Genomic DNA, 20,988 nt, shown 5'->3' with positions numbered 1-20,988 from the left:
CTCCGGCCGTCGTCGGCATCGGCCGCGCCAAGGCCGAGAAGATCTGGTACCGCGCGCTGGACGTGTACTTCACCTCCAGCACCCGCTACGTGCTGACCAGCAACCCGGCCAACACCGCCCGCGCGTACACCCTGCGTGCCGCGACCGACCTCTACGGCACCTGCTCGGTCGAGTACAAGACCGTCCAGGCCGCCTGGACCGCGGTCAACGTGGCCGGCAGCGACACCGCCTGCCCGACCGGCAACGACTTCTCCCTCGCCGCCTCGCCGGCGTCGGGCTCGGTCAACCCCGGTAGCTCGGTCACCAGCACCATCGGCGCCACGCTGACCAACGGCAGCGCGCAGACCGTGAGCCTGTCGGCCAGCGGCCTGCCGAGCGGCGCGACCGCGTCGTTCAGCCCGACGTCGATCACCTCGGCCGGCGGCAGCTCCACGCTGACCATCGCGACCAGCTCGTCGACCCCCTCGGGCACGTACGCGGTGACCGTCACGGGCACGGGCGCGAGCTCGACCCGGACCACCACCTACAGCCTGACCGTCAACGGCGCGCCGGGCTGCACGGGCACCAACCCGACCGATGTCACCATCCCGGACAACACGACGGTGACCAGCACCATCACCATCTCGGGCTGCGCCCGCAACGCGTCGGCCACCAGCGCCGTCGCGGTGAACATCATCCACACCTACAAGGGTGACCTGGTCGTGGACCTCGTTGCGCCGGACGGATCGGTGTACAACCTGCACAACCGGTCCGGCGGCAGCGCCGACAACATCAGCCAGACCTTCACCGTCAACCTCTCCACGGAGGCCGCCAACGGCACCTGGACCCTGCGGGTCCGTGACGCCGCCTCCCTGGACACCGGGCGTATCGACACATGGTCGCTGACCCTCTGACCTGATCCTCCCCGGAAAGAAATGACGGAGGCGCCACCCGCACCCCTGGGTGGCGCCTCCGCGCACGTTCACGCGGCGTGCTACGGGCCGGACGGTGAGCCTTCGGCGCGGACCCGGGTCGGCGACAGCGCCCGGACCGGCGGGGGCGTCGGCTCGGCGGGGGACGCGGCGCGTTCCGCGGCGTGGGCGATGTTGCGGGCCATGCCGCCGAAGATGAAGTGGTGGAACGGCGAGATGCACTGCCAGTACAGGTGCCCGGCCAGCCCGTGCGGGATGAACACGGCCCGCTGGTCGTACCGGCACACGTGCGCAGGGCTGAGCAGGTCGGGATCCACCCGCAGCTCCAGCCAGGCCCGGCCGGGCAGCAGCATCTCCGCCCGCAGCCGCAGCAGCCGCCCGTGCTCGATCTCCTCGACACGCCAGAAGTCCAGCGCCTCCCCGACGTAGAGCTCCACCGGGTCGCGCCGCCCCCGGCGCAGCCCGACCCCGCCGATCAGCCGGTCGAACCAGCCGCGCAGCACCCAGGCCATGGGCGAGGAGTACCAGCCGGTCTCGCCGCCGATGCGCACGATCACGTTCCACAGCGCGTCCGGCGGCGCGTGCACCCGGCGCGTCTTGTGGTCGATGTAAACGCTGCCGCCCGACCAGTCCGGGTCGGTGGGCAGCGGCTCGGCCGGCGCGCCCGTCCAGGTCGCCGTCGACCAGCGGGTCTCCACATCGGCGTCACGGATCTTCGCCAGTGCCAGCGCGACCGCCTCGTCGAAGCCCTTGAGCCCCTCCGGCGGGTCGGGCACGTACCGCGCGATGTCGTGCTCGCGGCACACCGCCTCGTGGATGAGGCTGGCGACCAGCGGTTTGGCGATCGCGCCGGGCACCGGCGTGACCAGGTTGACCCACTGCGAGCTGAGCCAGGGCGTGAGCACCCCGACCGGCACGATGACGCGCGGGCGCAGCCCGGCGATGCGGGCATACCGGTCCATCATCTGGCGGTAGGTGAGCACGTCGGGGCCGCCGATGTCGAAGGAGCGGCTGACCTGCTCCGGCACGCTCGCCCAGGCGACCAGGTAGTGCAGCACGTCGCGCACGGCGATCGGCTGGATGCGGGTGCCGACCCAGCGCGGGGTGACCATGACCGGCAGCCGCTCGGTCAGGTAGCGCAGCATCTCGAACGAGGCCGAGCCGGAGCCGATGATGACCGCCGCCCGCAACGTCACCGTGGGCACGCCGGACGCGGCCAGCAGGGTCGCCACCTCGTCCCGGGAGCGCAGGTGCGCCGAGGTCGGCGTGCCGTCCAGGGCGTGCTTCGGTTCCGGGCCGCCCAGGTAGACGATGCGTCCCACCCCGGCCTGGCGCGCGGCCTCGGCGAAGGTGTGCGCGGCCCGGCGGTCCACATCCTCGAACTGCGGCGCGCCCAGCGAGTGCACCAGGTAGTAGGCCACGTCGATGTCGCGCAGGGCGTCGCGGGTGGCGTCCAGGTCGAGCACGTCCGCCTCGGCGATCTCCGCCTCGTGCGCCCACGGCACGTCCCGCAGCCGCCCCGCCGACCTGGTCAGGCAGCGCACGTGGTGACCGGCCTCGATCAGCCGTGGAGCGAGCCGCCCGCCGATGTACCCGGTCGCTCCGGTCACCAGAACCCGTGCCCGCCGCCCCGCCGATTGCCGCGACATGCCTGAATTCTACGGACTTCGACCTGGTCAGGGGCATGTTGCGGCCGATGCTGCGTCGTTTCGGGCCGGGCCACCGCCGACCTGCTTGCCGGACGTGATCGCCGCGTGACGCCCTGCAAGGCCGGGTGCGGGCATGTGTCCCTGTGCGCGGTTACATCTTTTTTGATGTGGCCACATCAAAAAAGATGTAACCGCGCAGCGAAGCAGTGCCTTCCTGGGCCACCCGCCGGAAGTCAGTTTTGCGGAAGTGGCTCCTGCGTCGGCTGGGAGGGCGCGGGGTCGGGGGCCGGGCGGGTCGTGCGGAGGACCGTGGCGAGGACTGCCAACTGCAGTAGCAGCTCGCCGACGTTGCCGAGCCAGAAGTGGGCGGCCCCGGCGCCGGCGGCGGCGAACATGGCGATCCCGCCCAGGCAGAGCCAGGGGAACCGGGCCGTGCGCCACACCAGCGCGCCGATCACGACGACGACGAGCATCGTGACGATCGCCGGGACCGGCGGCCCGGCGGTGGCCGCGTTGACGTAGCGCAGGGTGTCCGCGTACTCCTTCGGCTCCAGGCGCAGCGCGAAGACGTCGGCGGCGACACCGAGCGCGATCAGGACCGCGACCAGGACACCCCCGGCGATCCGCACAGCCGGTCGCCGAAGCCAGGTCACGCCCAGCCGGGCGGCCAGGGCTGTGGCTGCGACGACGAGCAGCGGCGTGAACACGGCGTGGATCCAGTACCGCGGCGCGTTGACGGCTTCCAGGGCCGCGCCGAAGCCGAGCGGCCGCCCGACGGCGACGGCTCCGCTGTCGTAGGCGAGGCCCACGCAGATCACGGCGACGAGGATCGCGGCCGGTCCGGCGGCTGCTCGGCGGCGTGCCGCCAGCCCGGCCAGGATCAGCATGCCTACCGCGATCGAGGCCATCAACGCAGAGATCATCTGGACCGCCCTGGTGTTTCGTAGATGGGAACACCGTTTCGTCAGTGGGAAAGCTAAACCTCCCTGCCCTGATGGCGCAAGGGTTTCCGGTGGCCGTCCGTAAACATCTCCGGTCGGACGGTTGACAAGCCGGGTCGCCGCTGACTTCATTGACGTATCGCTGGCGAGAACATTGTTTCGTCTAGCGAAACAAGGAGGAGAAGGGAGGTTCCATGCGAAGTAAGTGGGCGGTCGTCACCAGCAGCATCGCTGTCGTCGCCGCGCTGGGTCTCATCGAAGCCCCGGCACAGGCGTACGGGCCGACAGCGAATTCGCTGGGCTGCCGGCTCTACTTCGGCGACGCGGGCACCGGCTCGTCACCGACCACCTGGAGCGACACGTTCGGGCTGACCCTGTCACCGGCCACGCCGGCACCGGGCCAGACCGTCACGGTCACGCTCACGGCCGCCGCCGGACCGCTCAACGGGCCCGCCCCGTTGGTCGCCGGCGACGTCCCGGTGGTCGCCACGGTGGCGCTCGGCGGCTCGCAGTCGGGCACGGTCACGCTGAACCTGGCGCCGTACCCGACGTCGGCCAAGGATCCGTACACGCCGCTCGGCGCGATCTCGGCGACGGGCACCTTCGTCGCCGGACCGACCGCCGGCGCGGCCACCGCCACGGTGACGCGGGTGAAGTTCGCCAACACCACCGCGGCGACGTACTGCTCCAACGCCGGGGACCGCGACCACAAGGCCGCGCCCCAGGCCAGCACCATCGTCGAGGCGTTCAACGTGTTCGACGGCTCGGCCACCGTGACCGCGGTGACCGGGCAGACCGTCACCACGCACGCCCGCGCCGGTGACACCGTCACCTTCGCGGTGGCGGGCCTGGCGCCCGGCGCGACGCTCACCGCCTCCCTCCGGGACGGCGCGGGCGCGGGCACGGGCGAGGGCTCCGGCACGGGCAGCACCGACGGGTCGGGAGCCGGGACGGGCACCATCGCCGTGCCGGCGGGCGCCACCACCGGGGTCCGCAGCGTCGCGGTCTCCGACGGCGTCAACACCGTCCTCGCGCCGATCACCATCCTGGGCACGCCCACCATCGCCATCAACCCCGGTGGCGGCGGCGCGGGCACCTCGGTCGCGGTGACCGGCACGAACTGGAACCCGGGCAGCTCCGTGGCCATCCGCGGCTACCAGGCGCTGGCCGGACCCCCGCCGCCGAACCCGACCGGGGACGCACCCGTGACCATCACGGCCTCGGCGTCCGGCGGCATCAGCACCACCTACACCGTCAACGCACCCGCGACCGCCTACCTCGGCGCGTCGTCGGGCGTGGGCCCCGGCACTCTCTTCGCCATCGCGAACTGGGCGGCCTCGGCCGACGCCTGCGTCGCGAAGACCGGCGCGGCGACCACCGGGACCTGCTCGCTGACGTACAACCTGTCGCAGACCGTCACCGCGGGCAACCTCGCGATGGCCCGCGCGGCGGGCAGCGGGAACATCTCGCTGTCGGGCGTCACGCTCGACGGCACCGTCCACACCAGCACCGGAACGCTGCCGGTCATCACGGTGACGGACTACCGCGGCAGCACCTTCGGCTGGAGCCTGGTCGGCACGCTCACCGACTTCACCGGCACCCCGGGCGGCACCATCCCGAAGGCGAACCTGTCCTGGACCCCCGCCTGCACCGGCACCGCCGGCGCGACCAACGCCGTCACCGCGGCCGCGGGCACGGCGGGTCCGGTCAACGGCGCCACGCTGTGCTCGGCCCCGGCCGACGCGGCGGGCACCGGTGGCAGCTTCGACGCCTCCGCGGCGCTCGCCCTGACCGTGCCCGCCCACCAGCAGGCCGGTTCCTACTCCGCCACGCTCACGATCACGCTGAGCTGACGCGGAACCGGTGGGGGCGGGCGCTATCCGTCCCCACCGGCCCCCTGTATCCCACCACCCGGGGAGAGGCTGATGGCCATCTGGTCGCGTACGGCCGCGGTCGCGCTCGCCGCCGCACTGCTCGCCGTGACCGTGCCGGTCCCGGCCCACGCCGCCGGCAACGGGCGCTGGGCGGTCGTGCCCACCCCGCCGGACAAGCCCGGCCCCGCCCCCCGGCAGTACTTCTTCCTGGAGTCGCCACCCGGCCGCACCGTCATCGACTCGGTGCGCGTGGCGAACCTGACCGACCGCCCGATGACCCTGCGCCTGTACGGCGCGGACGCCTTCAACACCAGCGCCGACGGCGGGTTCGGGCTGCTCCCGCAGACCGAGCGGCAGCAGGGCGTAGGCGCGTGGACGCAGCTCGGCCTGGCCGAGGTCGTCGTGCCCGCCAAGCGGCAGACCGACATCCCGTTCACCATCACCGTCCCGGCCAACGCCCCGCCCGGCGACCACGTCGGCGGCGTCGTCGCCGCCGAGTCCACGCCCAGCGGGCAGCTCGCCGAGGGCGGCATGACCGTCGGCGTCACCCACGCCGTGGCGGCTCGCGTCTACCTGCGCGTCAGCGGCCCGACCGTGCCCGGCCTGGCCGTCGAGGACCTGGCCGCCGACCCCGGCGAGCTGACCTACACGCTGGCCAACACCGGCAACATCCATCTGGTGCCGGAGCTCACGGTCACCTCGTCCGGCCTGTTCGGACACGCCGTCACCGCGGCCGGACCCGGCTCCCAGCTCGACCTCGTGCCCGGCGCGCGCACCCGGCTGCGCGCGGCACTACGCGGCGTGTGGCCCGTCGACGTCGTCACCACCACGGTCACCGCCACCGCGGAGGGCGGTGTGCGGGCTACCTCGTCGACGACCGCGGTCACCGGCGTCCTGCCCGCCCTCGGTGTGCTCGCACTGATCGCTGCCGCCGCATTCCTACTGATCCGGCGTCGCCGCCAGGCCCGCCGTCTGCGCCCGCGAGGCGTGGCATGAGCCGCCCGGTCACGGCGCCCAGCTCTGCCGGGCGTGACCGGAGTCCGGTCCTGCCGCGCGTGATCGGCGAGAGCCCTCCTGACGTGAATCTTGTGCAGTTGGTGTCGTTGGAGCGACACCAACTGCACAAGATCCGGGTCGGTGTACCGGCCGTGTCGGCGTGGCCGACCGGCTCCCCGGGGATCGCGAGTTCGCGAGTGGTCCGTCGCCTCGCTGTCGGCCTGCTGGCGGTGCTCGCAGTGCTGGCAGTGCCGGTTCCGGCGCAGGCCGACGGGTGGAGCGTGACCCTGTCCGCGCCCAAGGCCCGGCCCGGCGACACCGTGCGGGTCACCGGCGCGAACTGGCCCGCGGGCCGGCTGGTGCAGCTGGTCACCTGCGGGGAGCTGGCGCTGGGCGGTTCGTCGTCGTGCGACATGCGCGGAGCGCTGGCCACGGCGGTGAAGCCGGACGGCACGTTCTCCGTGGTGCTGACCGTCGGGGAGCCCCCTCGGCCCTGCCCGTGCGTGGTGCACGCGGCGGCCGTCGGCACCGGTGAGAGCGGCCACGTGGACACTCCGCTGGACGTGTCGGGCCACCCGGTCGGGCCGGTGCCGACTCCGGCGCGGACCCTCGCGAAGCTCGACGTGGTCGAGGCGCGGCTCACCGGCGGCGGTTCGGTGTCGGCCTGGTTCGGCGGGCCGCAACACCGGACCCTGGTCTACACCGTGCGCAACGCCGGATCGCAGACGCTGAGCGGTGCTCCGCTGACCGTGCGCGTCGGCAACGGCGCAGACGCCGTGCCCACGCCGCAGACCGGCGAGCTGCGCCCCGGGGAGACGCGCACGTACGAGGTCGCGGTCACCATCCCGTTCGCGGCGTTCGGGGCGTACCCGGTGACCGCCGAGCTGGGCGGGCTGGGGCAGGCGAAAGCGGTGCACCAGGCGTACCCGTGGGGGCTGGTGCTGCTCAACGTCATCGGGTTGGCGCTGATCGGGTTCGGGGTGCTGCGGCTGGTGCGCCGCCGCCGGGCCCGAGCCGCCGGTCCGTCGCTTGCCGCCGACGGGCCGATGCTGCTGCCCGCCGTGGTGCGGGTGCCCGACCTGGGGGCGTACCTCGTCTTCGACGACGCGCCCGGCGCGGGCCGCATGCGCCGCCTCGCGGGCGGGCAGCTCGCCCCCGACGAGGTGCGCCGCCTGCTGGAACGCGAGCAGCGGCAGCCGGCCGCGGTCGTCGACCTCGACGCGCTCGACGCCTACCTGACCACTCGCGAAAGAGGGTGACCCGTGGACAGATCGACGGCGCTGCGCGCCGCGGCCGCGGCGGTGGTGGCGGCGGTGGCGTTCACCGGCTGCTCGGCCGTCATGCCCGGCGCGCTCGACCAGCAGCCGCCGGCGACGCTGACCGGCGCCGGGCCGGGCGTCACCGACAGCACCGTGAAGGTGGTCTTCGTCGGTGTCGACCTCGGCACCACCGGCAGCAGCCTCGGCTTCCGCACCGCCGATGCCGGTGACCTGCCCGCACAGGTCAAAGCGCTGGAAGAGCACGTCAACGCGAACGGCGGCATCGCCGGGCGGCGGCTGCAGGCGGTGTTCCGCTCGTACGAGGCCAGCAACGACTCCCCGGCCGCCGAGGAGAAGCTGTGCAACCAGATCACCCAGGACGACAAGGCGTTCGCGGTGGTGCTGACCGGGCAGTTCCAGTCCAACGCCCGCCCCTGCTACGCCTCGCGCGGCACGCTGATGCTGGACGCGACCCTGGTCCCCAACGACGACGCCACGTACGCCAAGCTGTCGCCGTACCTGTGGTCGGCCAGCTATCCCGGCTACGACGAGTTCGTCACGGCGCTGCTGTCCTCGCTGAAGGGCGAGGGCTTCTTCGAGGGCGCGGACGCGGTAGGCGTGGTCGCCGCGGACACCCCGGTCAACAAGGCCGTCTACGAGCGGCTCGCCGAGCCGGAGCTGCGCAGGCTCGGGGTCGCGCCGACGGTGTCCTGGGTGGACACCACCGACCTCGGCACCCTGAACGCCGGGCTCAACCAGGCCGTCGTCGACTTCCGCAGCAAGGGCGTCGCCCGGGTGATGTTCCTCGGCGGGGCCCGGCTGGCGTCGTTCTTCCTGACCACGGCCGCAGCGCAGAGCTACACCGCCCGCTACGCCGTGTCCAGTTTCGACAACCCGGCGTTCCTCGTGAACAACCCGGGCACCATCCCGGTCGCGGCCCTCGACGGCATGGTCGGCATCGGCTTCAACCCGAGCCAGGACGTGCCCGACAGCAGGCTGCCCTTCCCCGGCGGCGACGCCGAGCGGGCCTGCCTGGACATCTTCGCCAAGGGCGGGCAGAGCTTCAAGACCAGGGAGAACGCGCGCGTCGCGTTCACCTACTGCGACGCCGCGCTGCTGCTGCACGCCGCCGCGAAGGACCTCGGCGCGAACCTCAACGCGGCCGCGTTCGCCCAGGCGGCGGCCGCGCTCGGGGACCGGTTCACCCCGGCCGCGGGCACCCGCGGGCTGCTCGGCGGGGACCGGCGCGCGGCCGGCGACGGCTACCGGGTGCTCGCGTACGACCCGGGTTGCTCGTGTTTCACCTATCGCGGTGAGGAGAAACGTTTTGCCGGCTGACGCGCTCTCGGCCACCGGGATCGACTGCTCCTACGGTCCGGTGCAGGTGCTGTTCGGGGTGGACCTGCGGGTCGCGCCCGGGGAGATGGTGGGCCTGTGCGGGCCCAACGGGGTCGGCAAGTCCACGCTGCTGCGGGTGCTGTCCGGCCTGCACCGGCCGACGGCGGGCCGGGTCGAGCTGTTCGGCGCGGACATCACCGGCGTCTCGGCGGTGCGGCGGGTGCGGCTGGGCATGGCCACCGTGGTCGGCCAGGCCGCGTTCGGCTCGCTGACCGTGCTCGACAACCTGCGCCTGCACGGGTACGCCATGCCGGCCGCCCAGGCCCGCGAAGCCGTCGACGCCGCCCTCGCCGTGTTCCCGCGCCTGGCGCAGCGGGCGTTTCAGCCGGCCTCGACGCTGTCCGGCGGCGAGCGGCAGATGCTGGTGCTCGCCAAGGCGCTGATCCAGCGCCCGCACGTGCTGCTCGTCGACGAGCTGTCGCTCGGCCTGGCCCCGATCGTGGTCGGCGGCCTGCTGGAGATGCTGCGCCGGCTGAACGCGACCGGCGTGTCCGTGCTGGTCGTCGAGCAGTCGGTGAACGTGGCGCTGTCGCTGGTCGACCGGATCTGCTTCATGGAACGCGGCGCCATCGCCGCCGAGCACCGCCCGCAGGACCTGGCCGACCGGCCCGAGCTGGTGCGCTCGCTGATGCTGGGCGGGCACGCATGATCGACCCGATCGTCCTCGGCCTGTTCACCGGCCTCACCTACGGGCTGCTCGCGGTGGGCCTGGTGCTGGTGTACCGGTCCAGCCGCTTCCTCAACTTCGCCCACGGCTCGGTCGGCGTCTTCGGCGCGGCCGTGCTCAGCCAACTCGTGACCGGGGCAGGGGTGCCGTACTGGCTGGCATTCCCCCTGGCCATGGCCGTGTCGGCGGGCGTCTCGGCGCTGATCGAGGTCGCCGTCGTACGCCGCCTGCGCGGCCGGCCCGGGGTCACCGGGATGATCGCCACGCTGGGGCTGTCGCAGTTCGTGCTGATCCTCGCGCTGCTGGTGAGCAGCCAAGGGCTGAACGGCCTGACCTTCCCGAAGCCGCCCGGTATGCCGTCGTTCACGCTCGGGCGCACCCCGATCGGGCCCGCGTTCACGGCGATGGCGCTGCTGGCCCCGCTGCTGCTCGGCGGCCTGGCGCTGTTCCTGCGGCGTACCCGGTTCGGCCTGGCGGTCCGTGCGGGCGCGGACGCGCCGGACACCGCGCAGCTCAACGGCATCCCCGCGGCGCGCATGACCACGCTCGCCTGGGCGCTGGCCGGAGCCGTGGCGGCGTTCTCCGCGATCCTGGTGACCCCCACCCAGGGCGCGCAGTCGATCGACACCCTCGGGCCCGAGCTGCTGCTGCGCGGCCTCGCCGGGGCGGTGGCGGCCCGCATGGCGTCGCTGCCGATCGCGTTCGCGGCCTGCCTCGCGGTCGGCGTCGGCGAGCAGGCGCTGCTGTCGATGGGCGCGGGCCGCGGCGGAGTGTCCCTGGCCCTTGCGCTGTTCATCCTGGTGGCGCTGCTGGTGCAGCCGCAGCTCGGCCGCCGTGACGGCGAGCAGGCGCGCTGGCCGCGTGCGGTTCCCGCGCCCGCGTCCCGGGCGGGCCGGACCCTGGCCGGGCTCGCACTGCCGGCGGCTGCCGGGGCGGCGTACCTGGTGAGCAACGAGACCGCCTCCGCGCTGACCACCGTGGCCGGGTTCGCGGTCGTCGGACTGTCCGTGCTGCTGGTCACCGGGCTGGCCGGGGAGCTGTCGCTGGGGCAGTTCGCCTTCGCCGGCATCGGCGCGGCCGTGTCGCTGCACGTGGCCGCTACGACGGGCAACTTCTTCACCGGCGCGGTGGCCGGGTGCGCCGCCGCCGCCGGGTCGGCGGTGCTGGTGGGTCTGCCCGCGCTGCGCCTGCGCGGCCTCGCGCTGGCCGCGACGACGCTCGCGTTCGCGCTGGCCGCCGAGGCGTGGCTGCTCCGGCTGCCGTGGCTGCTCGGCGACGGGGTCAGCGCCCCGAAACCGGTGTGGACCGGGTACGCCCTGGTGCTGGCGAAGGACTACTACCTGTTCGCGCTGCTGATGCTGGTTCTCGCGCTGTGGCTGGCGCACCGGCTGCGCTCCGGCGGCTTCGGCCGGGTCGTGCTGGCGCTGCGCGACAACGAGGACGCGGCCCGCGCCCTGGGCGTGCCCGCGCCGCGCCGCAAACTCCAGGTGTACGGCGCCGCGGGGGCGCTGGCCGGGCTCGGCGGCGTCGTCATCGGACACGGCCAGACCCAGGTCACCGTGAACAGCTTCCCCGCCGCCGCCGGGATCGACGTGGTCGCCCTGACCGTCGTCGGCGGCCTCGGCCTGCTCGGCGGCTCGGTCCTCGGCGCGCTGCTCCTGGTCGGCCTGCCCGGCCTGGTGGAACTCGGCATCTTCGGCCAGGCCGCACTGACCCTCGGCTGGCTGCTCGTCGTCGTGGTGATGCCCGGCGGCCTCGGCGAACCCCTGGCCCGCCTGGTCGGCCGGCTGTCTGGTCAGGCGAGGCGGCTCGGTGCTCCGGTCGCTGACCTTCAGCCGCCCGCCCCTCCGCCGATGCCCGCTCCGGATCCGCTGCCACGCCGACGTCCACGGACCGACGCCGATCCGCACCCGGCGACCGCCCTGCCGCAGCCGTCCGCCGTGGTCTCGGCGCTGCCGCCGAGCTCTCCCACAGTGGCCGTGACGCTGCCCCGACGGACGTCGCCGCTGGTGGCGGGGCCAGGGCCGCTGCTGGAGGCGCGCGGGGTGGCGCGGGCGTTCGGCGGGGTGCAGGCCGTCGGCGGCGTCGACCTGGCGGTCGGGCCCGGCGAGGTCGTCGGCATCATCGGCCCGAACGGTGCGGGCAAGACGACGCTGTTCGAGATCCTGGCCGGGTTCACCCGGCCTGACCAGGGGCAGGTCGCCTTCGCCGGGCGGGACGTGACCGGGCTGAGCCCGCAGCGCCGGGCCGGGCTGGGCCTGGTGCGCTCGTTCCAGGACGCGCGGCTGTTCCCTATCCTGACGGTGCGGGAATCCCTGCTGGTCGCGGGCGAGCGCCACGCACCCACCGGCCTGCTGACCGCCGCCCTCGGCGGCCACGGCCCGCAACGGCGGCAGGAGGCGCTCGCCGACAACCTGCTCGACCTGTTCGGCCTCGCCGCGTACGCCGACCGCCAGGTGGGCGAGCTGTCCACCGGCACCCGCCGCACCGCCGAGCTGGCCTGCCTGCTGGCGCTGGAGCCGTCCCTGCTGCTGCTCGACGAGCCGTCGTCGGGCGTGTCCCAGGCCGACGGGGTGGCCCTGGCCGACCTGCTCGCCCGGGTCAACCGCGAGCTCGGCGTGGCGCTGCTGGTCATCGAGCACGACCTGCCGCTGCTGTCCCGGCTCGCGGGGCGGATGGTCGCCATGGACGCGGGCCGGGTCATCGCCGACGGTACGCCCGACCAGGTCAGGACCCATCCTGCCGTGGTCGGCGCATACCTCGGCACCGATGCCGCCGCGGTGCACCGGTCCGGTGCCCCCGTCTGAAGGAGGTTTCCATGTGGAGAGCACGTGCGGTCGCGGTCCTCGCCGTCCTGGCGGTGTCCGTACCGATGATCGCGTCACCGGCCGCCGCGAAGCCGGTGCTGACGCTGAGCAAGTCCAGCGGGCTGAGCGACGGCGCGTCGATCACGGTCAACGGCTCGGGGTTCACCACGAACCTCAAGCAGATCGCGATCGGGCAGTGCATCGCCGAGGTGAAGGGCCCGACCGACTGCAACCTGGCGGGCGGGGCGCAGTTCGTCAACGCCGACGCGAGCGGGAAGATCCCCTCGGTGACGCTGCGGGTGGCGAAGAAGTTCGGCTCGTTCGACTGCACCACGCGCCAGTGCGTGATCGCGGCGCAGATCCTGCCGTCGTCGGCCTCGGACGACATCGTCAAGGCCAACGCCACCAGTACGAAGATCTCGTTCGCGACGTCCGGCGGCGGCTCGCCCGCGCCGCAGACCTCGCCGGGCGGCACGCTGGCCAAGACCGGGCCGGGGGACGAGCACTGGGTGATCGTGCTGGCCGGCACCGCCCTGCTGCTGCCCGGCATCGGCTTCCTGCTGCTCATGCCGCGCCGCCGCCGGGCCATGGCGGGCTGAACGCGAAAGGGGGCGGGAGCCCGAACGGCTCCCGCCCCCTTTTCCGTACGTCAGCTGGCGTACGTCTCGAACTCGGCGACCTTCGGGGTCGCCGACGAGCTGGTGATCCGGAGGGTGACCTTCGTGGTCGAGGTGGCGGAGAAGGTGATGGTGCCCGAACCGCTGCCCGACTTCAGGACGGCCCCGGTCGCGCCGTTGAGGACCTGCCAGGACCCGATCCCGGAACCCGACGCCTCGCGGATGACGATCCGGGACACCGTCTTGGCGGAGCTCCACTTGACGGAGATGTCACCGGTCGCGCCGGTGGGCGACCAGAACGTGCTCAGGTTGCCGTCCTTCACGTAGCCGTAGCTGGTGCCGCTGGCCTTGCTGGAGCCGTCGGCGCCGGCGTCGGAGGCGAGGCTCAGGTTCGTGCCGCTCGGGCTGCTCGACGGCTGCGGGCTCGGCACGGAGCTGGCCGACGGCGACGGCGCGGTCGAGCGGGACGGGCTGGGGGCGGGGCTGGACGGGCCGGCGGTCGGCGAGACCGGCGTGCAGCTGCCGTTGGACACCTGCAGGCCCTTGTTCGCGCCCGCCGTGGCGGCCACGACGCTCGGCACGCAGCTCGCCGCGTCCAGGGTGTACGCGTACGGGATGCTGACCGTCGTGTTCGACACCACGTTCGGCCCGGCCGGGTTGTTCTCCGAGCCGGGGCTCGACCAGGTCACGTTGTTGAAGATGTTGCCGCTGACCTGCCAGTAGCCGGCCTCGCTGGTGTAGAACGTGCCGAGCACGTCCTTGGAGTTCTGGAAGTAGTTGTTGTCCACCTTGGCTCGCGCCCCGGCCCGGGAGTTGATGCCGGACTCGACGAGGCCCGAGTAGTGGTTGTTGTAGATGTGCGCGATACCGCCGCGCAGCAGCGGCGTACGCGAGTCGATGTTGCTGTAGTAGTTGTGGTGGAACGTGATGAAGCCGTTGCCGGTGTCGCTCTCGCTCGACCCGATCAGGCCGCCGCGGCCGGAGTTGCGCAGGATGCTGTACGACAGCGTGACGTACTGGACGTCGTCCTTCATGTCGAACAGGCCGTCGTAGCCCTCGGACTCGCCGCCGGAGGCCTCCAGGGTGACGTGGTCGACCCAGACCCGGCGCACGGTGCTCTCCATGCCGATGGCGTCGCCGCCGTTGGACAGCGGCGAGCCCGACTTCTTGACGTTCCGCACGGTCACGTTCTGGATGATGATGTTGCTGGAGTCCCGGATGTGGATGCCCAGCTGGTCGAAGACCGCGCCGCCGCCGACCCCGATGATCGTGACGTTGCTGATCTCCTTGAGCTCGATCTTGTCGGCGGCGGTGTTGCAGCTGTCGCCGGACACCTTGGTGGTGTTGCCGTGGTTGATCGTCCCGGAGACCTGGATGATGATCGGGGTGCTGCTGCTGGCGCGGTTGCACAGGGCCGCGTGGATCGCGGTGCCCGTGGACGCCTGCACCGTCGCTCCGCCCGCGCCGCCCGTGGTGCCGCCGTTCTGGGTGGCGTAGCCGGTGACGCCGCCGGTGGCGGCCGCCGCCTGGGGCGCCTGCAACGCCACGCCGACCGCGGCCGCCAGGGCCGTGCCGGCCAGCGCGGCCGAGAGTCGCACTGCGACTGGTCGTTTCATTGTCGTCTCGCTTTCGTGTTCGGGTGCGGGTCGTCCGCCGGATGGCCGATCGCGGCGGGCCGGGCAGGCTTCGGGCCTGTCGCCTGTGGCCGGGCAGGTCGCGGATCGACCGGGAGGGTGCCCTGGTCGAGGTGGAGCGGTCGTCGGTGCCGTCGCGGCCTGGACTCGGGCCTTCGAGGCCGGCGGCGGCTGCGCCCGTGCCGAATCGTCGGGGTCGCGGGCTGCCGTCTCGAGCCGGAGCCGCCCGATCGGGGACGGTCGGGCGTCAGTAGCCACGCGCCCCGGTCACGTCCGGTGGGAGGCCCGTTCCGCCGGCGTTTCGGGAAAGCGCATTCCCTAACACGGTGCAGTCCGGACGGGACGAAGTCAATGGATCAACGTGTGCAGGATTGTTGCAGCGCCCGGGCCTCCGGGCCGCGTTGAGCCATTGACGGGCGTTGGCGTGCGCCATCACCTCGTCCTATCTGGAATGCGCTTTCCGAGAGTGGTGGCGGGTCACCAGCGGCGTTCGAGCCACAGCGGTCCGCGAGGGCGCAGGGCGATCGCGGCGCTCGGGCTCGGATCACCCTCGACCTGGGCGAGTTTCGCCTCGCACCACGGCAGCAGGGCGGCGCGCAGCATGGCCCGGGCCAGGTGCGCGCCGAGGCAGGTGCGCCGCCCGGCGCTGAACGGCAGGAAGCCCCAGGCGGGCCGCCCGCCGTCGAAGCGGTCCGGCCGGAAGGTGTCCGGGTCGTGCCACAGCCGCGGATCGCGGTGGGTCAGCAGCGGGGAGTACAGCACGAGCGTGCCCGCGGGCAGGGGCACACCGGTGGCGGCGGTGTCGCGGGCGGTGACCCGGCTGCCCAGCCAGCCGGCCGGGTACAGCCGCAGGACCTCGTCGAGCACCTGGCCGAGCGTGTCGGCCTGCCGCCACTCCGGCGCCCCGGCCAGGTGCCACAGCGCCCAGGCGAGCGTGTGCGCCGTGGTGTCGTAGCCCGCCGCGAGCCCGACCCGGATCTCGGCGACGGCGTCGTCCATTCCGGACAGGGCCTCGGCCAGGCTGTCCGGCGGCGGGTCGGCGAGGATCGCCGCGATGGCCGCGTCCAGGCGGCGGAACAGCAGCGGGCGCGGGAGCAGCGGGCCGGGCGCGGGATGCTGCAGCGGGTGCAGGAAGTCGGCGAGCAGCCGGTCGGGCATGGTGTTGGCGAAGAACGCGGCATTGAGCATCCGGCGCACCACCCCGCTCGCCCAGCCCAGCGCCTCGAACCGGCCGGTGGGCAGGTCCCCGCGCGCCACCAGGTCCAGCCGTTCGAGCAGGGGTCCCAGCGCGCGGGCGTGGAAGTGCGGGTTGAGTTCCCGGCGGCGCGGGTCGTGGCCGGGGTTGTCCTGGTAGACCACGCCCGCGGACAGGTACGGCGTCAGGCCGCTGAGGCTGCCGACGCTGCGGAAGGTGTCCAGATCGCCGAGCACCGCCCGGTTCCAGTCCGGGGTGTAGCCGACCACGGCGGTGCGCCACAGCCGCAGCCGGAACACGTCGCCGGTGCGGGCCCCGTCCAGGAGCAGCCGCACCGGGTCCGTCGACCACCGCCACAGGTGCCCCAGCAACGGCGTGCCGGCGGGGGAGGGGAGCCTCACCGGTACTCCCTTCCCTTCCAGACCGCCGTGCGGCGCAGCGCGGTCAGGTAGACGGGCACCGCCGCAGGAGCGGTGAACGGCACCAGCGCGGCTTCGGCGTACGCGCCGCGCCCGGTCTTGGCATTGGACAGCACCCGCTCGGCGAGCCCGAGCACCGCGGCGACCCGCCAGCCGCGCCCGCGCCGCCACAGCAGCCACGGCAGCGTGTACGCGGTCAGGTTCGCCGCGAAACTCGCCGCCAGCACCAGGTCGCTGCCGCCGTGCGCGGCCCGCATGCTCTTGCCGACCCCGCGCACCGCGCTGCGGTAGCCGTCGTACATGCGGGTGCTCACCAGATCGCCGCCCAGCGCGAGGCCGAGCTTGAGGCCCTTGCGGCGGCTGAGCCGGGCCAGCTCCAGGTCCTCGACGATCTCGCCGGCCACCGCCGCGTGCCCGCCGAGGTGCTCGTACGCGGCACGCCGGAAGGCCAGCAGCTGCCCGTTGGCCACCGCGGCGGCCGGGATCGGCAGGTCGAGCAGCTGAAACGGCAGGAAGCCGAGCAGGTTCTCGTCGATCAGCGGGACCAGGAAGCGCTCGCCCAGCGTGCCCGTCTGCTGGCGCGGGAACACCGAGAACACATCGGCCCGCTGGCGGCGCAGTTGCGCCCAGACCGCGTCCAGCGCGCCGGGCCGCAAGGTCACGTCCGCGTCGAGGTAGACCAGCAGGTCCCCGGTGGCGGCCTGGGCGAGCTGGTGGCAGGCCCAGTTCTTGCCGATCCAGCCGTCGGGCCGGGGCGCGCCGGTGAGCAGTCTCAGGCGCGGGTCGGCGAAGCCCGCCACGATCTCGGCGGTCCCGTCGGTCGAGCCGTCGTCGAGGACCAGGATCTCCTCGGCGGGCTGGGCGAGCAGGCCGGGCAGGGTGTACGGCAGCCGCGCGGCCTCGTCGCGGGCGGGCACCAGCAGCGAGGTGCGCGGCCGGCCCACCGCCGACCGGCCGCGCGCCAGCACCGGGAACGAGCGCGCGTTGCTCAGCAGCCCGGCCGTCTTGACCAGGTGGAAGCCCGTGACGGCCGCGCTCAGGACGCCCATGACGCGGCCCCCTGCACGGTGTCGATGCGCTCGTCGACGCTGCGCCGCCCGGCGAGCACCCGCCGGAAGCTGGCCAGCGGGCGGCGCGGCTCGGCGGCGGCGAGCTGGCCGTCCAGGGCCGACAGGTCGGCGGCCAGGGTGTCGGCGAGCCGCTCGGTGACCTCGCCGTCGCTGCCGCGCCGGGTCACCTCGGTGCACGAGACGTACGCCTCGGGCTTGGTCTGCCCGCGCAGCACCACCCGGACGGCGACCGCGTACAGCGGCACGCTCGCCTGGCGGGCGTACCAGGCGGCGCCGGGCGACAGCGGGCCGGGCGGGCCGGCCGGGCGCAGCTCACCCTCGGGGTAGATGACCAGGGTGCGGCCGTCGGCCAGGTGCCGCAGCCCGGTCCGGGGCTCGGCGGTGCCGAACACCCCGACCCGGCGCACGAACCGGTACCGGGCCAGGTTGTCCTGCTGCATCAGCAGGCACGCCGGGTGCCGTGAGCGCTCCAGCACGACGGACGCGACGAACGGGTCCCACCAGGTGTGGTGGTTGGCCGCCCAGACGAACGGCCCCCGCGGCAGGCCGCCGCGCAGCCACACCCCGCGCAGGTCCCGGCGCACCAGGTAGGTGAAGCCGTGGCGCAGGAACGCCGCCACCGGGTCACGCATCGCGGGCCTCGCCGCCGTCGCCGCCGCCGTCGGCCGGGCGCAGCCGCTGCCACAGCAGCAGCGTCAACGTGATCAGCGCCAGGCCGAACCCGTAGTCCTCGACCGGGATGTGCCAGGGCGCCCGGATGCCGCTGATCTGCTCCTCGGCGTAGTGCACGACGGTCGCGTCGGGCCGGGTCAGCCAGCCGTCCACCGGCACCATGAAGGCCAGCGAGATCGCCACGGTCAGCCAGTACCTGGCGGTGCGCAGCAGTCCGGTGCGCAGCACGGCCAGCTCCAGGGCCAGCACGGCGACCGGCGCGGCGACGGCGGCGACGGTGTATTCAGCCGCCATGCCGGCCCCCGGTGGCGGCCTGCCGCCCTGGCGCGCTGGGTGTCTCCTGCGGACCGAGGCGCGCGGACTCGCCGGGATGCGCCACCCCGGTGGGCTGCCCGGGGACGGGCTCACCGCGGTGCCGTGGGCCGTTGCGGACCCGGCGCAGCAGCTGCGGGCCGCGGCCCAGCACCTCGAAGGTGAGCAGCGCGCACAGCGGCACGACCAGGAAGAACAGCCACTCCTCCCACGGTAGGCCCGCGACGGTGACGCCGGTGGTGTACCGCTGCGAGAACCACCAGTGGCCCCGAGCGGTCGCGATCAGATCCCAGGTCACGAACACGGCCACCACCGGGACCAGCGTGGCCAGCAGCCGCCGCGGCTGCCGGTAGACGCGCGCGCCGAGCACCGGCTCCAGCGGCAGCGTCACGGCGACGCAGGCGGCCAGGATCAGCAGGTAGCGCAGCGAATCCATCAGCTCGCCCGCTCCGGCGACCGGGGCGTCGCGACAGGGGTGCCGGCGGGGGTGAGCAGGCAGCGGGCGGCCACCTGCAACCGGCGATGGGTGGGCACTGTCGCGCGGCGGGCGAACACGTCGAGGTCGGCCCGTTCGATCTCGTCGAGGATGCCGCCGTACAGGTGGAACGCGGTGCGGATGCAGGCCTGCGAGGTCGGCGCGAGCATGGTCACGCCGGGGGCCGCCGCGGCGTAGTGCTCCCGGGCCCGGGTGATCTCGTAGCGGACCAGTTCCCGGATGGCCGTGGTGGCCGTGCCGCGCGCCGCCGCCTGGTACAGCTCCGACGGGCTGACGCCGAACGTGCGCAGGTCGCGCTGGGGCAGGTAGATCCGCCCGCGCTGCAGGTCCTCGCCGACGTCGCGCAGGAAGTTGGTCAGCTGGAAGGCCAGCCCGAGCTGCCGGGCGGGCTCGCGGGCGGCGTCGGCGTCGGCCGGCTCCAGGATCGGCAGCATCATCGTGCCGATCACCGCGGCGCTGCCCTCCATGTAACCGAGCAGGTCGTCGTAGTCGGCGTACTCGGCGACCTCCAGGTCCATGGCCATGCTGCGCAGGAACGACGCGAAGTCGGCGCGGTCCATGTCGAAGCGCTCGATGGTGTGCAGCACCGCGGGCAGCAGCGGGTCGTCGACCGGGGCGCCGTGCAGGCCGGCCACGAACCGGTCGGACCACTCGCGCAGCCGGGCGGCGCGCTCGGCGGGCGGCAGGTCGTCGGTGCTGTCGACGATCTCGTCGGCGTAGCGGGTGAAGCCGTAGAGCGCGTGCACGTGCGGGCGTTTCCAGGCCGGGAGCAGGCGGGTGGCCAGGTAGTACGTGCGGCCGTGGCGGCGGTGCAGCTGCCGGCAGCGCTCGTACGCGGCGGCGAGTTCAGGCTCCACGGTGCTCTCCTCGAAAAAATCGACTCAACAATCGACGCAACTTCGACTCTACGCTAATCTGAGCGCGTGGCAAACGACACCTTCTCCGCGACCGCTCCTTCCTTTACCCCGACCGCGGGCCCCGGGTCGGTAGACCACGCCGCTGACCTGCACCACCGGGTCGAGCAGGCGCTCAGCGACTTCGTGCTCACGGAGACGGCCGCGCTGCTGGACGTCGACCACGCGCTCGAACCGCTGCTGGCCGCCGCCCGCGACGCCGTGCTCGGCGGGGGCAAGCGCATCCGGCCGCTGTTCGCGTACTGGGGCTGGCGCAGCGTGGCCGGCCCGGCCGCGCCCGTGCAGCCGGTGCTGCCCGCGCTCGCCGCGCTGGAGCTGCTGCACGCGTTCGCCCTGGTCCACGACGACGTGATGGACCGCTCCGCGACCCGCCGGGGCCGCCCCACCGCGCACCGGGCGCTGGCCGCCGCGCACGCCGGGCAGCGGCTGCGCGGCGACGCCGAGCGCTTCGGCGACTCCGGCGCGATCCTCGTCGGCGACCTGTGCCTGGTCTGGGCCGACCGGCTGATGAGCCGGGCGAAGGTGCCCGCCCCGGCGCTGGCGGGCGCGCGGGCCGCGTACGACCGGATGCGGGTCGAGGCCATCGCCGGGCAGTTCCTGGACGTGCTCGGCGACCACGCGCGGGCCTGGTCCCCGGAGCGGGCGCTGCGCACCGCGCGGCTCAAGACGGCCGGCTACACCGCCACCTGGCCGCTGCACTACGGCGCGGCGCTGGCCGGGGCCACCGGCGCCGCGTTCGCCCGCGGGCCGCTGGGGCGCGCCTACACGCGCTACGGTCTGGCCGTCGGCGAGGCGTTCCAGCTCCGCGACGACCTGCTCGGCCTGTACGGCGAACCCGCCGTCACCGGCAAGCCGGTCGGCGACGACCTGGGCAAGCCGACCATGCTCCTGCTGCTGGCCCGCGCCCGGGCCACCGCGGCCCAGCACGCCGAGCTGGATAAACTGCTCGCCGCCGAGCACCCCGACGTGAGCCGGCTGGCCGAGGTGGTCCGGGCGACCGGGGCGGCCCGGCGGCTCAGCGACATGATCACCGAACGGGTGGCCGACGCGCAGAGCGCGCTCGCGGACGCGCCGCTGGACGAGCCCGTCCGGGCCGCGCTGGGCGAGCTGGCCGCCGCGGTCGCCTGGCGGGCGGCATGACCGGAAGGAGCGCACGC

18 protein-coding genes and 2 pseudogenes are annotated in these 20,988 nt (G+C 73.8%); 11 read left to right on the top strand and 9 right to left on the bottom strand.

Annotated elements, in window-relative coordinates; all coding sequences use genetic code 11:
• Window positions 1-893, top strand: an 893-nt coding sequence (locus Cco03nite_RS24295; protein WP_203694499.1) for a proprotein convertase P-domain-containing protein, incomplete at its 5' end; no start/stop codon positions are given.
• A gap of 80 nt (window positions 894-973) precedes the next feature.
• On the opposite strand, the gene Cco03nite_RS24290 is transcribed toward Cco03nite_RS24295, so the two are convergent.
• The gene (locus tag Cco03nite_RS24290; RefSeq protein ID WP_203694498.1) at window positions 974-2,560 is read right to left on the bottom strand and encodes an SDR family oxidoreductase; all 1,587 of its coding nucleotides are present in this window, start codon (window positions 2,558-2,560) and stop codon (window positions 974-976) included.
• A 233-nt stretch (window positions 2,561-2,793) separates the two neighbouring features.
• Window positions 2,794-3,483 (bottom strand): hypothetical protein, encoded by a 690-nt coding sequence (locus Cco03nite_RS24285; RefSeq protein WP_203694497.1) that lies wholly within the window; start codon window positions 3,481-3,483, stop codon window positions 2,794-2,796.
• Window positions 3,484-3,695: 212 nt separating this feature from the next.
• On the opposite strand from Cco03nite_RS24285, the gene Cco03nite_RS24280 reads away from it, so the two are divergent.
• From Cco03nite_RS24280 to Cco03nite_RS24250, 9 genes and pseudogenes are all read left to right on the top strand, one after another.
• Window positions 3,696-5,354, top strand: a complete 1,659-nt coding sequence (locus Cco03nite_RS24280) for a WxL domain-containing protein (protein WP_203694496.1) — start codon at window positions 3,696-3,698, stop codon at window positions 5,352-5,354.
• Between the two features lie 72 nt (window positions 5,355-5,426).
• Window positions 5,427-6,371 (top strand): WxL protein peptidoglycan domain-containing protein, encoded by a 945-nt coding sequence (locus Cco03nite_RS24275; protein WP_203694495.1) that lies wholly within the window; start codon window positions 5,427-5,429, stop codon window positions 6,369-6,371.
• Window positions 6,372-6,568: 197 nt separating this feature from the next.
• Window positions 6,569-7,630 carry a hypothetical protein gene (locus Cco03nite_RS24270; RefSeq protein ID WP_203694494.1) on the top strand — a complete coding sequence of 354 codons (1,062 nt, stop codon included), beginning with the start codon at window positions 6,569-6,571 and terminating at the stop codon, window positions 7,628-7,630.
• A gap of 3 nt (window positions 7,631-7,633) precedes the next feature.
• Complete coding sequence (locus Cco03nite_RS24265) at window positions 7,634-8,968, top strand: type 1 periplasmic-binding domain-containing protein (protein WP_203694493.1); 1,335 nt, start codon at window positions 7,634-7,636, stop codon at window positions 8,966-8,968.
• Window positions 8,958-9,677, top strand: coding sequence for an ABC transporter ATP-binding protein (locus tag Cco03nite_RS24260; RefSeq protein WP_203694492.1), 720 nt, complete (start codon window positions 8,958-8,960; stop codon window positions 9,675-9,677). The genes Cco03nite_RS24265 and Cco03nite_RS24260 overlap by 11 nt, the downstream gene beginning before the upstream one ends.
• Window positions 9,674-11,353 (top strand): annotated as a pseudogene (locus tag Cco03nite_RS43270) (ABC transporter permease subunit); the annotation flags it as partial. The gene Cco03nite_RS24260 and the pseudogene Cco03nite_RS43270, both read left to right, overlap by 4 nt.
• 441 nt (window positions 11,354-11,794) lie before the next feature.
• Window positions 11,795-12,184 (top strand): annotated as a pseudogene (locus Cco03nite_RS43265) (ATP-binding cassette domain-containing protein); the annotation flags it as partial.
• Window positions 12,185-12,370: 186 nt separating this feature from the next.
• Window positions 12,371-12,502: an ABC transporter ATP-binding protein C-terminal domain-containing protein gene (locus Cco03nite_RS43260; RefSeq protein ID WP_425546883.1), complete on the top strand. Its 132-nt coding sequence runs from the start codon at window positions 12,371-12,373 to the stop codon at window positions 12,500-12,502.
• 11 nt (window positions 12,503-12,513) lie between these two features.
• Window positions 12,514-13,101: a neocarzinostatin apoprotein domain-containing protein gene (locus Cco03nite_RS24250; protein ID WP_203694490.1), complete on the top strand. Its 588-nt coding sequence runs from the start codon at window positions 12,514-12,516 to the stop codon at window positions 13,099-13,101.
• Between the two features lie 50 nt (window positions 13,102-13,151).
• On the opposite strand, the gene Cco03nite_RS24245 is transcribed toward Cco03nite_RS24250, so the two are convergent.
• The 7 genes from Cco03nite_RS24245 to Cco03nite_RS24215 all read right to left on the bottom strand — a co-directional run bounded on the left by Cco03nite_RS24245 (window position 13,152) and on the right by Cco03nite_RS24215 (window position 19,774).
• Window positions 13,152-14,735: a pectate lyase family protein gene (locus Cco03nite_RS24245; RefSeq protein WP_203694489.1), complete on the bottom strand. Its 1,584-nt coding sequence runs from the start codon at window positions 14,733-14,735 to the stop codon at window positions 13,152-13,154.
• Window positions 14,736-15,230: 495 nt separating this feature from the next.
• On the bottom strand, window positions 15,231-16,349 hold the full coding sequence (locus tag Cco03nite_RS24240; RefSeq protein ID WP_203694488.1) for a cytochrome P450: 1,119 nt from the start codon (window positions 16,347-16,349) through the stop codon (window positions 15,231-15,233).
• Window positions 16,346-17,416 carry a glycosyltransferase family 2 protein gene (locus tag Cco03nite_RS24235; RefSeq protein WP_203694487.1) on the bottom strand — a complete coding sequence of 357 codons (1,071 nt, stop codon included), beginning with the start codon at window positions 17,414-17,416 and terminating at the stop codon, window positions 16,346-16,348. Before Cco03nite_RS24235 ends, Cco03nite_RS24240 begins: the two co-directional genes overlap by 4 nt.
• On the bottom strand, window positions 17,404-18,069 hold the full coding sequence (locus Cco03nite_RS24230; RefSeq protein WP_203694486.1) for a 1-acyl-sn-glycerol-3-phosphate acyltransferase: 666 nt from the start codon (window positions 18,067-18,069) through the stop codon (window positions 17,404-17,406). Before Cco03nite_RS24230 ends, Cco03nite_RS24235 begins: the two co-directional genes overlap by 13 nt.
• Window positions 18,062-18,403, bottom strand: coding sequence for a lycopene cyclase domain-containing protein (locus Cco03nite_RS24225; RefSeq protein WP_203694485.1), 342 nt, complete (start codon window positions 18,401-18,403; stop codon window positions 18,062-18,064). Before Cco03nite_RS24225 ends, Cco03nite_RS24230 begins: the two co-directional genes overlap by 8 nt.
• On the bottom strand, window positions 18,393-18,857 hold the full coding sequence (locus Cco03nite_RS24220) for a lycopene cyclase domain-containing protein (protein ID WP_203694484.1): 465 nt from the start codon (window positions 18,855-18,857) through the stop codon (window positions 18,393-18,395). Before Cco03nite_RS24220 ends, Cco03nite_RS24225 begins: the two co-directional genes overlap by 11 nt.
• Window positions 18,857-19,774, bottom strand: a complete 918-nt coding sequence (locus Cco03nite_RS24215) for a phytoene/squalene synthase family protein (protein ID WP_203694483.1) — start codon at window positions 19,772-19,774, stop codon at window positions 18,857-18,859. Before Cco03nite_RS24215 ends, Cco03nite_RS24220 begins: the two co-directional genes overlap by 1 nt.
• Window positions 19,775-19,840: 66 nt before the next feature.
• On the opposite strand from Cco03nite_RS24215, the gene Cco03nite_RS24210 reads away from it, so the two are divergent.
• Entirely contained in the window at window positions 19,841-20,971 is a 1,131-nt protein-coding gene (locus Cco03nite_RS24210; RefSeq protein WP_203694482.1) for a polyprenyl synthetase family protein, read from the top strand.
• Window positions 20,972-20,988: the final 17 nt, after the last annotated feature.

The sequence above is a fragment of the Catellatospora coxensis genome, assembly GCF_016862635.1.
GTDB classification, from domain to species: Bacteria; Actinomycetota; Actinomycetes; order Mycobacteriales; family Micromonosporaceae; genus Catellatospora; species Catellatospora coxensis.
Note: the sequence above shows the minus strand (reverse complement) of the source record. Positions and strands in the feature narration are given on the sequence as shown.

Coding starts and splice junctions, on each gene's coding strand:
- Cco03nite_RS24290 (WP_203694498.1), bottom strand. CDS start 2,560: ATGTCGCGGCAATCGGCGGGGCGGCGGGCACGGGTTCTGGTGACCGGA.
- Cco03nite_RS24285 (WP_203694497.1), bottom strand. CDS start 3,483: ATGATCTCTGCGTTGATGGCCTCGATCGCGGTAGGCATGCTGATCCTG.
- Cco03nite_RS24280 (WP_203694496.1), top strand. CDS start 3,696: ATGCGAAGTAAGTGGGCGGTCGTCACCAGCAGCATCGCTGTCGTCGCC.
- Cco03nite_RS24275 (WP_203694495.1), top strand. CDS start 5,427: ATGGCCATCTGGTCGCGTACGGCCGCGGTCGCGCTCGCCGCCGCACTG.
- Cco03nite_RS43260 (WP_425546883.1), top strand. CDS start 12,371: ATGGTCGCCATGGACGCGGGCCGGGTCATCGCCGACGGTACGCCCGAC.
- Cco03nite_RS24250 (WP_203694490.1), top strand. CDS start 12,514: ATGTGGAGAGCACGTGCGGTCGCGGTCCTCGCCGTCCTGGCGGTGTCC.
- Cco03nite_RS24245 (WP_203694489.1), bottom strand. CDS start 14,735: ATGAAACGACCAGTCGCAGTGCGACTCTCGGCCGCGCTGGCCGGCACG.
- Cco03nite_RS24235 (WP_203694487.1), bottom strand. CDS start 17,416: ATGGGCGTCCTGAGCGCGGCCGTCACGGGCTTCCACCTGGTCAAGACG.
- Cco03nite_RS24230 (WP_203694486.1), bottom strand. CDS start 18,069: ATGCGTGACCCGGTGGCGGCGTTCCTGCGCCACGGCTTCACCTACCTG.
- Cco03nite_RS24225 (WP_203694485.1), bottom strand. CDS start 18,403: ATGGCGGCTGAATACACCGTCGCCGCCGTCGCCGCGCCGGTCGCCGTG.
- Cco03nite_RS24220 (WP_203694484.1), bottom strand. CDS start 18,857: ATGGATTCGCTGCGCTACCTGCTGATCCTGGCCGCCTGCGTCGCCGTG.